This window comes from Eubacterium sp. SB2, assembly GCF_001244405.1.
In the GTDB taxonomy this organism is placed as follows: domain Bacteria; phylum Bacillota; class Clostridia; order Lachnospirales; family Lachnospiraceae; genus Faecalicatena; species Faecalicatena contortus_B.
Genome location: NZ_LN865149.1, coordinates 221,203 through 237,578, shown reverse-complemented (window position 1 = coordinate 237,578; position 16,376 = coordinate 221,203). Strand labels below are relative to the sequence as shown.

The window sequence follows — 16,376 nt, the reverse complement described above, 5'->3', positions numbered from 1 at the left end:
GGGATCCCACCCGGTTGGCGAGTTTTCCTGCCGATTGGATGAGCCAGCTTTATGACAGGGAGGCCGGGGAGGCGCTGGGGCTGTATATGCCGTTGCGAAATGCTGGAGTGCGCTTAGTGTTTCTTGAACAGCCGCTGCCGGATAGGCGGGGAAACACTTGATCTCCGAATCAAGTGTTTGCTGAACCCAGCGCGGGAAATCATCAGATTTCCCGTGATGTGTTCAGCGTACCCGCCTAGCCGGCAGCGGCTGTTCTAGAAACACTTAGCAGCACGGGTGCATATCGCAACGGCATATACAGCCCCAGCGCCTTCCCGGCCTCCCTGTCATGAAGCGTCCCCGTCCGTCGACAGGACTGAAGCCTGTCAACTAAATCCCGATTTAGATGTTGGCTGGGAGGTGAAAAGTAACCATTCTCGTTGACGGAGAGATTTCAAAAGTTTATTACTTGTAAGCGGCTAATATTTGAGGTAGTATGTAATGTATAGATTCTTATCTAAAACAGTAAAATCTCAATAATAAATTTTATATAAGAATGAGTTTGGCAGGTTCCGCATATGATAATAAAAATCTGGAGGGAATTATGAAGTTAAAACGGTTTTTATTTTGTTTTTTATTAGCAGCAATTTTGATACTTTCCCCGTCCGTTGTACTGGCGGAAGATGGCGATACACAGGAGAAGACGGAGGAGGAGCTTGCAGCCGAAGCGGAAGCGCAGGAAAAAGCGTCATCCTATGAGGCAAAGATCGATACAAACGGCCTGGAGGCATGGCCAGAAGGTCCGAAGGTGTACGCCGATTCGGCAGTTGTAATGGATATGGAGAGCGGTGCGATCCTGTATGGAAAGAATATGGATGCAAAGCATTTCCCGGCGAGTATCACAAAACTCCTGACCACGCTTGTTGCACTGGAGAATGCAGATCTGGCCGATAAGGTAAAGTTTACAGAGGACAGTATCTCCTTTCTGCAGTATGATGATGCACAGATTGGGATGAAAGCGGGAGAGGAATTAAGCCTGGATGATTCGCTCCATGCAGTACTTCTGGCTTCTGCAAATGAAGTTTCACATGCGGTTGCCGAAAGCGTGGGAGAGCAGCGCCTGGGTGGAAACTATGATACATTTATCCAGAAAATGAATGACAGGGCAAAAGAGCTTGGATGTACCAATTCGCATTGGGTGAATCCGAATGGGCTTCACGATGATGAGCATTACACAACGGCCCATGACATGGCGCTTATCGCGTCTGCCGTGTACCAGCAGCCAGAATTCAGAACCATCATGGGGACACTGGAATATAAAATCGGACCCACAAACCTGACACAGGAAGAACGCGTATTTCAACAGAACCACAAGATGCTGTGGCCGGAAAATTACTATTATTACGAATACTGTACCGGCGGTAAAACCGGTTATACGGACCAGGCCAAGACAACCCTGGTGACAATGGCAGATAACGGAGACATGCACCTGGCTGCCGTAGTACTCTATGATTACGGTGTAGATGCCTATACCGACACAAGAGCCATGATGGACTATGTATTTTCGAACTTCAAAAAAGTTCCAGTTGAGACACTGGAAACCTCAGAAGACATCAGTAATTTTAACACAGAGAACCCCTATGTCGTACTACCCCAGAGCGTAAACTTTTCCAGCCTGGAGAAAAACATCGTATTAACCGAAAATGGAATCCGGGACGGAAAAATTATCTATACCTATAAAGGCCAGGCAGTGGGCAGCGCAGAGGTTACTCTGACAGAGGAAGGCTATCAAAAACTGATGGGAGATACTGCAGCAAGCGACAGCCGTAAAATAGAAAATAAACAGGAAACCCAACCAGCGCCGGCAGAGCCTGCAAAAGATGAAAAAGCCAAACAGCCCAGGCTTAAATTGTATGTTGGAATAGGTTCCGCAGCTGTGCTTCTCATACTGATCATCGCAGGATCAGTAATGCTGCACAGAAAAAACCGCAACCGCAAGGAGTAACATATAACCGTTACTATAAGTAATACCAGACTTATAAAAATTAAATTCTATTTCTAAAGAAAAATTTTTATTAACTGACTCAATCCGCTTTCACCAATATCAGTGCCCTCCCGATGCATCTATTCTACGATTGGATGCACGCAGCCTGTAGGGAGATGTGCGGGGGAAACTACCTGCCGCTTTCAGGGGGCCTATAGTGCGCGTTAGAATTGCTAACCAAAAGTCATGCCGGATTTGAAGGCGAAAATTTGCTCTCCAAAGCAAATTTTAAATCGACCTGAGCCGGGCAATCATCAAGATTGCCCGGTGAATGTCGATGGGGCCTTCAAATCCGGCATAAGTTTTGGGTAGCAATTCTTAGCAAACGGGCGGTACCCTGAAAGCGGCAGGTAGTTTCCCCCGCACATCTCCCTACAGGCGTCCCCCCTACCCCAACAAATGCAGCGGTTTCGGATACCCATAAGATTTAAACAGTGCCTGCATTTCTTCCTGCCCGTTATTCAAAGCCTCTGTGACGGACATCCCATTGTTTACAATATTCTTCATTACACTGCAAAGTGCAGCCTCAATCCGGCTCTGCGGGATGATCAGGGAATTTTTACTGTAAGGCCCGGTTCTTTTCCGGCAGTATTCGAAGCTTTTTTCGGTCAGTTCCATCCAGGGATAAAGCTTCAGCAGTTCGTGGCTGGAGTAAGGCGCCCGTGCAGGGGACTGGCCGTCCAGAATGGTCATGTAGATGCTGATATCTTTATGAGAGAGCCACTGGAAATACATACATGCTTCTTCTGATCTGGCAGTGCATGGATTCATCCCCAGGTTCCATCCCACGCTGGCAGGGGTTTTTCCGGGGATGGGTTCGTATCCGACACGGCCTATGATATGGTTGTGGATGCTTTGGCAGATCTGGCCCGCATATTCTGAGTAGGTGATCAGCATCGCTGTTTTTCCGGAACAAAAATCCTCGACAGTCTGTTCAATTGCAGTGTCAAACGGAGGCCTCCCGATATAATCAAGGGTTTTTAGGATACTGCCGAAGGCCTGGTTATTTTCCGGAGTATTCAGACAGACCCGGTTGTATTTATCCCATATTTTTCCCCCGTAGGACCAGAGGCGGATCAGGATTTCGGGGGCCAGTTCCTCGTCCACGATTCCAGCCATGGAAGTTCCGTAAAGGGTTGGGGAGTTTGGATTGTATTCTCTTGTAAAAAAGGAAGCGATTCCGTTGAATTCTGTCCATGTACGGGGCGGTGAGAGCGGGATCTGGAACATCTTCTTAAATTCTTTTTGTACGTTCCGGTTCTCAAAGAGATCCCTTCTGTAAAACAAAATTTGCGATCCTCCTACGATGGGAATGCCATAATAATGTTTATCAAACATACAGTTTTCCAGATTCTCCGGAAAAAAGGCCTCCGGATGAAAGCGATCGCTTTGGATATAGTCTGTTATATCTGCAATCATTCCGTTCTGTACCAGATACTGCAGCCAGGGAATGTCGTACATATAAATATCATAGCGGGATTGTGAACAGCCCATATCCTCCACAATTTTATCCAGAAGTTCGTTTTGTGCAGCGAAATCAATCTCTGCCGGAATACCGGTCTGTCTGGTGAAATTTTCGGAAAGCAGTCTGGCGGCATGGGAGGTTGCAAGGTCAGCCATCAGGATACGAAGCGGTTCCTGTGCAGTGTTTGTCTTTTTGACCGTAGGACTGTTTTTTTTTGCTTCGGGAATGAAAAGCCTGGTGTGTATAATTTCATCTGTAAAAAGCAGGGTCTTTTCCTCAAACAGAACAGGGGATTCTATATTTTTCATCAGCAGCCCGGCGGCTTTTTGGCCCAGTGTAAATGCGGTACGGGAGGTATGGGTGATTCCGGACAGGCTGGCACGGCTCCAGGACTCTTCCCCAAAAGTCAGGATCTGTATATCTTCCGATGGGTTGCTCCCGTGTATTTTGCAGGCTTCTGCCACGCCCTGGGCTGCATTTTCCGATGTAGTGATCACGGCGTCTACCTGGTTCAGGAGGGGAAGGGTGAGAAATGCCTTAAATCCATCTTCTTTGGTCATATTGGCAGAACGGATCAGATCGGGGTTCACGGGCCGACCATAATCCTGCAGAGCAGTCCGGTACCCTTCTATGGACTCGGCCTCGGAAGAGAACTGCTGCGAACCGGTAATCAGGGCAATGTTCTGATAGCCTTTCCTGAGCAGGTTTTCCGTGAGATAGTAGGCGGTTTTCACATTATCAAAACCGACAAAACTAGCATTCATATTGTCCGGCCTGCGTTCGATAAAGACGGTGGGGATATTATAATTTTTGATCCTGGTTGTAAAAAAATCCGTATTCCCGGGCTGAGACGTGATGATTAACAGACCGGACACATTGCCGCTTACAAAATCATCTATTTTATCACATTCGATATCAGGGGAGTTGTTGGAAAAAGCAACATTCATGCTGAACCCCTTATTCTGAAGATAAGATGAGATGCCTTTGAATATTTCGGCGTGGTAATAATCATCGATATCAGTGAGAACAATCCCGATCTTTTTTGAATCTGCAGTTTTGAGGCTGCGCGCCGACGCATTGGGAATATATTTTAGCTTTTCTATGGAATCCATGATCCTGGCACGGGTCTCCGGTTTTACATTTTTTGCGCCGCTCAGACAGCAGGAAACCGTTGCAATCGAGACTCCGGCGTCTTTTGCAACATCTTTTAAGGTTGCCAATGATAATCACCTCCAGTATGAATAAAAATTACAGCGTGTTTTTATTGTTTCATCATAACACATCAGGTTAAGTAAATCAAAATATCTAAACGTTTAGATTAGAATTTAAAAAATGGTATTGAATTTGCAGTATTTTAGTTTATAATCAAAAATAACAAATCATTTACCGCATATAGAAAAATCTAACCGTTTAGAAATGGAGGAATAAACAGCATGACGTCAAGGGAAAGAGTCTTAGCATCTATCAACCACGAAGAACCTGATTATGTGCCGCTGGATCTGGGCGGGACGCCGAGTTCAGGTATATCTGCAATTGCTTATAACAATCTGAAAAAGGAGATGGGAATCTCCGGCGGGCATACAAGAATATATGATGTAGTACAACAGGTTGTACAGCCGGAGATTGAGCTTATGGATCAATTCGGCGTAGATGTAATTGATATAGGAAGAGTATTCAATGAGAATGACGATGACTGGTATGATGTGACACTTGCGGATGGCTCCACGGGCCAGTATCCAAAATGGTTCCGGCCCAAAAAGCTGGAAAACGGAGACTATGTAGTCCATGATGAGGAGGGCACATTAATCGCAAGAATGCCGGTCGGAGCCACTTTTTTTGACCAGACATATTTTCCATATATGGATGATTATCCGGATGATTGGTCTGACCTGGACCACCAGATGGGAAAAGTACTCTGGAGCGCTTTGGTGCACAGTCCATGGGATCATGCAGGTGAAGAGAACTTTTACCAGAAGTTAAGAGAGCGCACGCTGGCGCTCAGGGAAAAGACAGACCGAGCGCTGATGATCACCTGCGGATGTAACCTGTTTGAGTGGGGGACTTTCCTGAGGAGAATCGACAATTTTCTGATGGACACATATGCAGACCCTGAAAATGTGGAATCACTGGTAGAACAACTGATGATCCGCCATCTTGCCACACTGGAAAAGGTATGTGAATCAGTGGGGGATATCGTAGATATCCTGCGTTTTGGTGATGATCTGGGAATGGACACGGGAATGTTTATGTCCAGGGAAAAATATCAGGAATTATTCAAACCATACCACAGACAGTTAAACGAATATGTACACAAACACAGCAGCATGAAAACATTTCTGCACTCCTGCGGTTCTATATATCCGATCATAGGAGATTTGATTGATGCAGGATACGATGTAATCAACCCGGTTCAGACAACGGCCTATCAGATGGATCCTGCGGTACTGAAACGCGAGTTCGGAAAGGATATCACATTTTGGGGCGGGGGATGCAATACGAGAAGCATCCTGAACCGGTCCACACCGGAAGAAGTGTATGAGTATACAAGAAGAATGATTGATATCTTTGCTCCGGGCGGCGGATTTGTCTTTAATCAGGAACACAATATCATGCCCGACGTACCGGGAGTTAACATACTGGCTATGTACCGGGCCGTGGCGGATTCACGTAAATAGGTACTTTCAATAAAAGCAGGTTCAATAAAGTCACAGTATGCTATCATAATGTGACAGTTCTGGAAATATACAATAAGAATAAAGAGATTAAAACAGCACCGCAGTAGGAGAGGCGGGCTGTACCGGGGATCATGCATTAAGTATGCATCCCCGGTACAGTCTGCCTCTTCTGCTGCGGTGCTGGTATATGATATCGGAAATTTCTCCGGGGCTTGCCCGCTTGGTTCCGGTTTTTAGATTTCCTTGCTTGAGACTTCCAGATACAATTCCGAATTTGAATTCATCTCATGGAACGCCTCGCTTATTCGGGCAGCTACCGTATCCACGCCTATTTTTTCTGTAACGCTCAGTAGCACAGAGTACTGAGTCAGCGATGTTCTGGTGAAAACGTCATTTTTACGCAAATGTGTGGAAAGCATATAGTACAGGGTTTCCATGACTTCTTTCACCTTTGCGGCATCCGGCATCTTTTCCTTTTTTGAATGCAGGGTAAGCAGCATCAGATAATGCCGGCCCGGCATACGCAGGGAGGAGCGGGAATGCAGATGATAGATGTTCTTAAAGATATCAAAGTTACAGTAAAAAGTCTGTCCGCTCTTATCATCTTTTCCAAGTGTTGTTTCCAGTTCGTTGATATCAAGTTCTTTGCTGGGCATGCGCAGGAGAATCTCCTGATGGACATCCCTCAGAGATCCGCTGATATCAGTACCGTATTTGGAAGAAAAGAAATCCAGGGTAGTGTGGTAGTATTCCAGCGCTGTCTTAATGGTATTCATACCCAGATAAGCAAGCAGTTTATAACGGTAAAAACGGTCTTCGTCGGGATAGAAAATAATAGATTGGTCACATAGAGCAATCAATTCGTCATAACGGTGCCTGGTATAGAGATATTCACACATATTCATGGTACAGTTAATATACATATTTTTATAATAGGTTATGCGGTACTGAACCCATTCGATGGAGGTGTGGTTGGAAAGGAATTCACCTGTATACAGGCGGTGCATCCGGTAGTAATAACGGAACTGCCTTTCCGGATCAGGTTCCTGCCGGGCCAGGTTGTTGTAATTCTCAAAGTCATGGATGTCGATCTTACAGTAAAGATCGGGATTCCAGTAGTAGGCATCCTGGGTAAACTTGATGTAATCCACATCCTTATCGGGATAAAGATGTTCAAGTTCTTTTCGTGCTCTGTATACCAGATTGCGCAGGGCGCCGACCGGACACTTATCCTTTTCATCGGGCCACAGCATGGCCATCAGTACATCTTTTGGCACTTTGGTATCCTGATTGGCTACCAGGTAGGATATCAGCAATGTCAGCTGTGTACTGTTGTGTGAGCTCGGAGCGTACTCATAATAGGGGCTGGATACTGCAAAATCGTTAAAAAATCGAATGTGAAGGTCAGGCTTTCTTCTCATATAACCAATCTCCTTTGTAGTTTTGAATAGGGTATTTAAATAAGTAAAATGCCGGTCAGCAGGAGCAGTGTCGTTATGCTCCTCGGATAAATGCCTGATCCTATTATACATGATTCGTAACAGGAAGTTCAACAAATATCTTGGCAGGATAAACTTATATACGGTTATCCTGTTATAGATGCACAGATACATTGACAATCCTTGGTTTTATATGTTAATGTGAATGAGTCCAATCCATGAATCTGGATTCATTTCAAACATTCTTTATACTCATTATTTTTGAAATATCTAATTTCAATCCTAAGGGCAGTTTCGTCCGGTGATTCAATGTTTGAAGAATTTAATAATTGCAAGGAGGAATGCCTATGATTGTTTTTTCGTGTGCCATTCACTATTAACAGAAGAAAATATGTGGTAAAATAGAGGAGAACTATATGGACACAAAGCGAAAAATTATACCGTTAAAAGAGTTAAACCTTACAAACCGCTTTTTGTTTGATGAAGTAATGGAAGACCCAAGGGCGCATCAGGACGTATTAAGTATTATCTTTGGGCGGAATGTACCGCTGCTGGATAAAAATGAGACGGAAAAGGAACTTCGGGTATCGCCGCTTTTGCGCGCAATTCGGATGGACGTATTTTCTATGGATGAAGACGCTATCATTTACAATACGGAAATGCAGCAGAAAAAGAGAGGAGACCTGGCAAAAAGAAGCAGGTACTACCAGGCTATAATAGACACCTCTCTTTTGGAACCGGGGGTTCCCGATTATAACCATCTGAATATGGCATACATCATCATGATTATGACATTTGATTTATTTGGCTATGATAAATATATGTATACGTTCAGATCCAGATGCGAGGAAGTACCGGAGTGCTGCCTGGAAGACGGAGCAGTAAGGGTTTTTTTAAATACACACGGCACGAACAAAGAGGAAGTTTCCGAGGAATTGGCACAATTTCTTTATTATCTGGAACATACAAACGATGAGACGGCGGCAAATATGGACAGCGAGCGGATTCAGCGCATACATCAGCGGGTACGTAAGGTGAAAACGAGTGAGGAAGCGGGGGTGAGATATGTGCAGGCTTGGGAAGAAAGATATTATGAACGGGAAGAAGCCAGAAACGAGGGAATAGCGCAGGGCTTAGAACAAGGGCTAGAACAAGGGCTAGAACAAGGATTATCACAAGGGGTAGAGAAAGGCATTAGAGCGATGGTACTGGATTATATAGAGGAAGGCTTTGATGAGAATAAGATTTTAATAAAATTGCAAAAAAGATTTACTTTGTCTGAGCAGAAGGCGAAAGAATATTATAAAAAGTTTGGGAAAAGTGAATAAGGGGATAGTGAAATAGATGCAATTCTGCAGTAATAGTTCAAACGTTTCTTTAAATTTCTACAATGTGATGAATTTTGGTGAAATATATGTGCAATCCCTTGACTATTCCCCGGTTTCTTTTTATAATATCCCTGTGCAGACAAAAAAGACTATGACGAAGACAGTAAGTTTTCACTGAAATTTGCAGCGAGCCGGAGGTGGTGCGAGCCCGGTATGAGTAAGTGGTTTCTGAACATCACTTCTGAGTCGCAGTTCTCGAAACGGAAGCAGTAGAGACTGACGGAGTTCCCCCGTTACGGGAACGCATATACAAGGCAGGATTAAAAAGGCCGGAGTATGTTGTAACAGGTGGTAAACGACAGTGAAAGCTTTCGTCCTATTACAGGGCGGAAGCTTTTTTATGATATTGGAAATTCCATAGGAATTACCAATATCATAAAAACCCTCCGGGGGATGCGCACTGCGGCGTAAGAGGTAGATGCCGCGCAGCGGCCGCCGCAGGCGCGAGTTTCGCGAGCGAAACTCTATTGCATGATATTGGAAATTCCACTGGAATTACTAATATCATAAAAACCCTCCGGGGGATGCGCACTGCGGCGTAAGAGGTAGATGCCGCGCAGCGGCCGCCGCAGGCGCAAAGGAAGCAGGGAGCGGGGGTGTCCGTTTCGTGTTAAATGAAATAATTATAGGAAGGTGAGATGAGTTATGTATAAGAAAGTTTCTACGGATATGAATTTTGTTGAGCGTGAAAAAGAAGTTGAAAAGTTCTGGGCTGATCATAATATTTTTCGGAAAAGTATGGAGGAGCGGGAAGGCTGCCCTGAGTATACATTCTATGACGGGCCTCCGACCGCGAATGGGAAGCCTCATATCGGACATGTGCTGACGCGCGTTATCAAGGATATGATTCCGAGATACCGCACGATGAAGGGGTATATGGTTCCGCGTAAAGCCGGATGGGATACTCACGGGCTTCCGGTCGAGCTGGAGGTGGAAAAGCTTCTGGGACTCGACGGGAAAGATCAGATTGAGGAATATGGCCTGGAGCCTTTTATCGATAAGTGTAAAGAAAGTGTATGGAAATATAAGGGGATGTGGGAAGATTTCTCCAGTACGGTTGGATTTTGGGCTGATATGGAACATCCCTATGTGACCTATGATAATAATTTTATCGAATCCGAGTGGTGGGGGCTGAAACAGATCTGGGATAAGGGCTTTCTTTATAAGGGATTTAAGATTGTACCTTACTGCCCGCGGTGCGGGACTCCTCTGTCTGCGCAGGAAGTGGCCCAGGGATATAAGGATGTCAAGGAACGTTCTGCGATTGTCAGATTTAAGGTGAAGGATGAGGATGCTTATATTCTGGCATGGACAACCACGCCCTGGACACTGCCTTCTAACCTGGCGCTCTGCGTGAATCCGGCGGAGGATTATGTGAAGGTAAAGGCAGCAGACGGCTATGTGTATTATATGGCGCAGGCGCTGCTGGATACGGTGCTTGGCAAGCTGGCAGAGGAAGATAAGCCGGCATATGAGATTCTGGAGACATATAAAGGAAAGGATCTGGAATACATGGAATATGAGCCTCTGTTTGCCTGTGCGGCGGAGGGGGCTGCGAAGCAGAATAAGAAGGCGTTCTATGTGACCTGTGATTCCTACGTTACACTGACGGATGGTACCGGTATTGTACACATTGCCCCTGCTTTTGGTGAAGACGATGCGAATGTTGGGAGAAGCTATGGACTGCCGTTCGTACAGCTTGTAGATGAAAAGGGAAATATGGCGGAATCCACGCCATTTGCCGGAGTCTTCGTAAAGAAGGCGGATCCGATGGTCCTGAAAGATCTGGAGGAGAGAGGGCTTCTCTTTGATGCTCCGAAGTTCGAGCACAGCTATCCGCACTGCTGGAGATGCGATACGCCGCTGATCTACTACGCGCGCGAATCCTGGTTCATCAACATGACCGCCGTGAAGGACGATCTGATTGCCAATAACAATACGATCAACTGGATCCCTGAGAGTATCGGGAAGGGACGTTTCGGCGACTGGCTGGAAAATGTGCAGGATTGGGGCATCAGCCGCAACCGTTACTGGGGTACGCCTTTGAATATCTGGGAGTGTGAGTGCGGACATCAGCATTCTATCGGAAGCATTGAGGAACTGAAATCCATGTCCGATAACTGTCCGGATGATATCGAGCTTCACCGCCCATATATTGATGATGTTACGATAAAATGCCCGGTCTGCGGTAAAGAGATGCACCGCGTGCCAGAGGTGATTGACTGCTGGTTTGACAGCGGCTCTATGCCGTTTGCACAGCATCACTATCCGTTTGAGAATAAAGACCTGTTTGAACAGCAGTTCCCGGCAGACTTTATATCAGAGGCTGTGGATCAGACGAGAGGATGGTTCTATTCTCTGCTGGCGATCTCTACTCTGCTCTTTAATAAGTCGCCTTACAAGAATGTCATCGTGCTTGGCCATGTGCAGGATGAGAATGGCCAGAAGATGAGCAAGTCCAAGGGAAATGCAGTGGATCCGTTTGATGCGCTGAATCAGTATGGCGCGGATGCAATCCGCTGGTACTTCTATGTGAACAGCGCGCCGTGGCTGCCGAACCGTTTCCATGGAAAAGCAGTGACAGAGGGACAGCGTAAGTTTATGGGAACGCTGTGGAATACCTATGCATTTTTTGTACTGTATGCAAATATAGATGAATTTGATGCAACCAAATACAGCTTGGATTACGAAAAACTGAGTGTTATGGATAAATGGCTGCTGTCCAAACTGAATACACTGATAAAGACCGTGGATGAGAACCTTGAAAATTACAGGATTCCGGAGAGCGCAAGGGCGCTGCAGGACTTTGTGGATGACATGAGCAACTGGTATGTCAGAAGAAGCCGGGAGCGTTTCTGGGCAAAGGGCATGGAGCAGGATAAGATCAATGCGTATATGACGCTGTACACTGCGCTTGTGACCGTTGCGAAGGTAGCGGCGCCGATGATTCCGTTTATGACAGAGGAGATCTATCAGAATCTGGTATGCAGCATTGACAGTGGGGCACCGGAGAGTATCCATCTCTGTGATTTTCCGGTTGTCAACGAGACTTATATCGATGGAGAGCTGGAGTCCAATATGGCGAATGTCCTGAAGCTGGTTGTTATGGGACGCGCGTGCCGCAATACGGCTAACATCAAGAACCGCCAGCCAATCGGCCAGATGTTTGTGAAGGCGGGTTTTGATCTGCCGGAATTTTATCAGGAAATCGTTGAAGATGAGCTGAACGTCAAGAATATGAAGTTCACAGAGGATGTAAGAGACTTTACTTCATATAGTTTTAAACCACAGTTAAAGACAGTCGGGCCAAAGTATGGTAAGATGTTAGGTGGAATCAAGTCTGCCCTGGACAGTCTCGACGGCAATGCTGCTATGGACGAGATTAATGAAACTGGAGCATTGAAGCTGGACATCAGCGGACAGGAGATTACTCTGTTTAAGGAAGATCTGCTGATTGACACGGCGCAGATGGAGGGATATGTATCTGAAAATGATAACGGTATAACCGTTGTTCTGGATACGAATCTGTCAGAAGAACTGTTAGAGGAAGGTTTTGTAAGAGAGATTATCAGCAAGATCCAGACGATGCGTAAGGAAGCAGGTTTTGAGGTCATGGATAAGATCAAAGTGACTTACGCTGGAAGCGCAAAAGCAGAAGATGTTTTTTCAAAGCACGGGAAAGAGATCGGAAGCGAAGTACTCGCAAACGAAGTTGTGAAGGCAGAACCGGCAGGCTATGTGAAGGAATGGAAGATAAACGGCGAGGCTGTTACAATGGGCGTAATGAAAGAAGGGATGTAAGATATATGTATAGTAAGCGATTTGAAAAAGAAGTTTTCAAAGAAATCGTCCGGGACAATGTGAAAACACTGTACCGGAAGAAGATAGAGGAGGCGACGCCCCAGCAGATATTCCAGGCGGTTTCCTATGCCGTGAAGGACATCATCATTGATGACTGGCTGGCAACGCAGGCGGAGTACAGGAAGCAGGATGCCAAGACGGTCTATTACATGTCCATGGAATTTCTGATGGGCCGTGCCTTGGGCAATAACCTGATTAATATGACTGCCTACGGGGACGTGAGGGAAGCGCTGGAGGAGATGAATATCGATCTGAACGTGATCGAGGACCAGGAGCCGGATGCGGCGCTTGGAAACGGAGGTCTGGGGCGTCTGGCCGCATGTTTCCTGGATTCACTGGCAACACTGAATTACCCTGCATATGGATGCGGTATTCGCTACCGCTATGGGATGTTTAAGCAGAAGATTGAGAATGGCTACCAGATCGAGACACCGGATGACTGGCTCAAGGAAGGCAATCCCTTCGAGCTGCGCAGACAGGAATACGCAAAAGAGGTGCGCTTCGGCGGTACGATTCGTTTTGAAAAAGATCCGGAGACCGGCAGAGATAAGTTTATTCAGGAAAATTATGAATCCGTGCGCGCGATTCCGTATGATATGCCGATCGTGGGCTATGGGAACCATGTGGTGAATACACTGCGGATCTGGGATGCGGAGCCGATCACGAACTTTTCCCTGGAATCATTTGACAGAGGGGACTACCACAAGGCGGTTGAGCAGGAGAACCTTGCCAAGATGATCGTGGATGTGCTCTATCCCAACGATAATCACTATGCCGGCAAGGAGCTGAGGCTGAAACAGCAGTATTTCTTTATCTCAGCCAGCCTGCAGGCCCTGATTGCGAAGTATAAAAAGGACCACGACGACATCAAAAAGCTTTATGAGAAGGTGGCAATCCAGATGAACGATACGCATCCGACGGTTGCCGTACCGGAGCTGATGAGGCTGCTCATTGATGTGGAAGGCCTGACCTGGGAGGAGGCATGGGAAGTGACCACAAAGACCTGTGCCTATACCAACCATACGATTATGGCAGAGGCACTGGAAAAATGGCCGATCGATCTGTTCTCTAAGCTGCTTCCGCGTATTTACCAGATCGTCCAGGAGATCGACCGCCGTTTCCTGCAGGAGGTCCGCGCCAAATATCCGGGCAATGAAGAGAAGGTCAGAAAAGTGGCAATCCTCAGGGACAATCAGGTGCGCATGGCGCATATGGCGATTATAGCCGGTTTCTCCGTCAACGGTGTGGCAAGGCTGCACACGGAGATCCTGAAAAATCAGGAACTGAAAGATTTCTATGACATGATGCCGGAGAAGTTTAATAATAAAACAAACGGGATCACACAGAGACGTTTTCTTCTCCATGGCAACCCGCTTCTTGCGGATTGGATCACGGAAAGGATTGGGGACGGCTGGATCACGGATTTATCCTTGATCGGCAACCTGAAGCCGCTGGTGAATGATGAGCGCGCAAGAAAAGAATTTATGCAGATCAAGTATCAGAACAAGGTACGCCTTGCAAAATATATCAAAGAAAATAATGGAATTGATGTGGATCCTACTTCCATCTTTGATGTGCAGGTCAAGAGACTTCACGAATATAAGCGTCAGCTGCTGAATATTCTGCACATTATGTATCTGTACAATCAGATTAAGGAGCATCCGGAGATGTCATTTTATCCAAGGACATTTATCTTTGGAGCAAAGGCCGCGGCAGGCTATCTCAGAGCCAAAGAGACGATCAAGCTGATCAACTCCGTAGCGGATGTGGTGAACAATGACAGAAGCATCAACGGCAAGCTGAAGGTTGTATTTATCGAAGATTACCGCGTATCTAATGCGGAGCTTCTGTTTGCGGCAGCGGATGTGAGCGAGCAGATCTCGACCGCGTCCAAGGAGGCATCCGGCACCGGAAATATGAAGTTCATGCTCAACGGCGCACCGACTCTGGGAACAATGGACGGCGCCAATGTGGAGATCGTGGAGGAAGTCGGAGCGGAGAATGCATTTATCTTCGGGTTAACTTCCGAGGAGGTTATTAACTACGAGAATAACGGCGGCTATAATCCGATTGACATTTACTTTAATGACTGGGAGCTCAAACGCGTGGTAGACCAGCTGATGGACGGCACCTATGCGGGCGGCAACCACGAGATGTACAAGAACCTGTATAACTCCCTTTTAAATACACATTGCACAAACAGGCCCGATACCTACTTTATTCTGAAGGATTTCCGCGCGTACGCAGAGGCGCAGAAAAAAGTGGAGGCTGCCTACCGCGACGTACAGAGATGGTCGAAAATGGCGATGATGAACACTGCATGCAGCGGGAAGTTCACCTCAGACCGGACAATCGAGGAGTATGTAAAGGATATCTGGAAACTCGAAAAAGTGGATGTCCCGTCAGGACAGCCGGAATAGGAGGCATTTATGAATTTTTATGACAGCTATACTTATACTTATAACTCACCGGTGGATTCAATGCTTACGGGGATTCTGGCCATTTATCTGATCGTGCTCGCAGTGTGGTTCATTTTCTACGTAATCAGTTATGTATTCAAAGGAATCGGTATGTATACGATTGCAAAGAGACAGGGCATGGATTACCCTTGGCTCGCGTTCATTCCGTTTGCAAGGACATATCTCCACGGAGAGCTGGGCGGAAGCATAACCCTCAAATCCAAAACCATCAAAAATCCGGGGATCTGGCTCCTTGCAATGCCGTTTATCTTTGGTGTGGTAAACTTTATTTTTTATATGATCGTCTGGGTAGTTGGACTGGGGGCGTTTTCCAGCCTCTATTCCAGTGCTTTATACAGCCACGGGGGCGGTACATCCTCCCATTTCAGCAGTGGTATGATCATGGGAATCATCATTATAGCAATTATCTGGGTGATTGCGGCTATCGTGTACAGTGCCTTCTATAAAGTACTGAGTGTTCTCGTAAATCACCAGATTCTTGAGAAATTTACTTCCAAAAACATGTCCATTGCGCACGCAGTACTGTGCATGGTAGTTCCTCTTTACGAGTCCATCTGCCTCTTCGCAATGCGCAACAGGAACTTTAATCCGGGAATGGAGCCGGATCTGGGAAGACCGTTTATCCAGCCGGGTTACCCAACTATGCCGCCGGCCGGATCCATGCCGGGGCCATATACCGCAGTACCTGCGCCCCAGGCGCCAGCACCGGAAACCCCAGCAGCACCGGAGACCCCAGTGCCTCCCACAACACCGGATATGAGTACGCCGCCTGTACCTCCCGTTCCTCCAGTACCTCCAGTGACGCCTGAAGCACCGGTATCAGCACCAAAGGCTCCTGGTTCAGAGGAGGAGCCGGAACGCGCGCCGGAGCCGTCAGTGATTATTCTGCCGGATACGGAAGCCAAAACAGAAGAGAAGGTATCCGGGCCAGAGACTGATGTAGAAACGCAGGAGCAGCCACAGGGTACCCAGACCTATGAGGAGTACACAGAAAAGAAAGAAAACAGTGACTTATAAAAAAGGGGTCTGACCCCTTTGAGCCCTT

At 46.6% G+C, this 16,376-nt stretch carries 8 protein-coding genes; 6 read left to right on the top strand and 2 right to left on the bottom strand.

The window, feature by feature from the left end; translation table 11 throughout:
- Positions 1–583 precede the first annotated feature (583 nt).
- Positions 584–1,984: a D-alanyl-D-alanine carboxypeptidase family protein gene (locus tag BN1938_RS02905; RefSeq protein ID WP_050639155.1), complete on the top strand. Its 1,401-nt coding sequence runs from the start codon at positions 584–586 to the stop codon at positions 1,982–1,984.
- 426 nt (positions 1,985–2,410) lie between these two features.
- Here BN1938_RS02905 and BN1938_RS02900 read toward each other — a convergent pair whose 3' ends face one another.
- On the bottom strand, positions 2,411–4,708 hold the full coding sequence (locus tag BN1938_RS02900) for an extracellular solute-binding protein (protein WP_050639154.1): 2,298 nt from the start codon (positions 4,706–4,708) through the stop codon (positions 2,411–2,413).
- 213 nt (positions 4,709–4,921) lie between these two features.
- On the opposite strand from BN1938_RS02900, the gene BN1938_RS02895 reads away from it, so the two are divergent.
- Positions 4,922–6,163, top strand: a complete 1,242-nt coding sequence (locus tag BN1938_RS02895) for a uroporphyrinogen decarboxylase family protein (RefSeq protein WP_050639153.1) — start codon at positions 4,922–4,924, stop codon at positions 6,161–6,163.
- Between the two features lie 233 nt (positions 6,164–6,396).
- Here the strand turns inward: BN1938_RS02895 and BN1938_RS02890 are convergent, their stop codons facing one another.
- The gene (locus BN1938_RS02890; RefSeq protein ID WP_050639152.1) at positions 6,397–7,584 is read right to left on the bottom strand and encodes an AfsR/SARP family transcriptional regulator; all 1,188 of its coding nucleotides are present in this window, start codon (positions 7,582–7,584) and stop codon (positions 6,397–6,399) included.
- Positions 7,585–8,018: 434 nt separating this feature from the next.
- On the opposite strand from BN1938_RS02890, the gene BN1938_RS02885 reads away from it, so the two are divergent.
- The 4 genes from BN1938_RS02885 to BN1938_RS02870 all read left to right on the top strand — a co-directional run bounded on the left by BN1938_RS02885 (position 8,019) and on the right by BN1938_RS02870 (position 16,348).
- Positions 8,019–8,930, top strand: coding sequence for an Rpn family recombination-promoting nuclease/putative transposase (locus tag BN1938_RS02885; protein ID WP_050639151.1), 912 nt, complete (start codon positions 8,019–8,021; stop codon positions 8,928–8,930).
- Between the two features lie 705 nt (positions 8,931–9,635).
- Complete coding sequence (gene ileS, locus BN1938_RS02880) at positions 9,636–12,791, top strand: isoleucine--tRNA ligase (protein WP_050639150.1); 3,156 nt, start codon at positions 9,636–9,638, stop codon at positions 12,789–12,791.
- A gap of 5 nt (positions 12,792–12,796) precedes the next feature.
- Complete coding sequence (locus BN1938_RS02875; RefSeq protein ID WP_050639149.1) at positions 12,797–15,271, top strand: glycogen/starch/alpha-glucan phosphorylase; 2,475 nt, start codon at positions 12,797–12,799, stop codon at positions 15,269–15,271.
- A 9-nt stretch (positions 15,272–15,280) separates the two neighbouring features.
- Positions 15,281–16,348, top strand: a complete 1,068-nt coding sequence (locus BN1938_RS02870) for an RNA-binding protein (protein ID WP_187376283.1) — start codon at positions 15,281–15,283, stop codon at positions 16,346–16,348.
- Positions 16,349–16,376 lie beyond the last annotated feature (28 nt).

What these genes read in the sequence shown, in the direction of transcription:
- BN1938_RS02890 (WP_050639152.1), bottom strand. Translation starts at nt 7,584, where the DNA reads ATGAGAAGAAAGCCTGACCTTCACATTCGATTTTTTAACGATTTTGCA.
- BN1938_RS02885 (WP_050639151.1), top strand. Translation starts at nt 8,019, where the DNA reads ATGGACACAAAGCGAAAAATTATACCGTTAAAAGAGTTAAACCTTACA.
- BN1938_RS02870 (WP_187376283.1), top strand. Translation starts at nt 15,281, where the DNA reads ATGAATTTTTATGACAGCTATACTTATACTTATAACTCACCGGTGGAT.
- BN1938_RS02905 (WP_050639155.1), top strand. Translation starts at nt 584, where the DNA reads ATGAAGTTAAAACGGTTTTTATTTTGTTTTTTATTAGCAGCAATTTTG.
- BN1938_RS02895 (WP_050639153.1), top strand. Translation starts at nt 4,922, where the DNA reads ATGACGTCAAGGGAAAGAGTCTTAGCATCTATCAACCACGAAGAACCT.
- BN1938_RS02875 (WP_050639149.1), top strand. Translation starts at nt 12,797, where the DNA reads ATGTATAGTAAGCGATTTGAAAAAGAAGTTTTCAAAGAAATCGTCCGG.
- ileS (WP_050639150.1), top strand. Translation starts at nt 9,636, where the DNA reads ATGTATAAGAAAGTTTCTACGGATATGAATTTTGTTGAGCGTGAAAAA.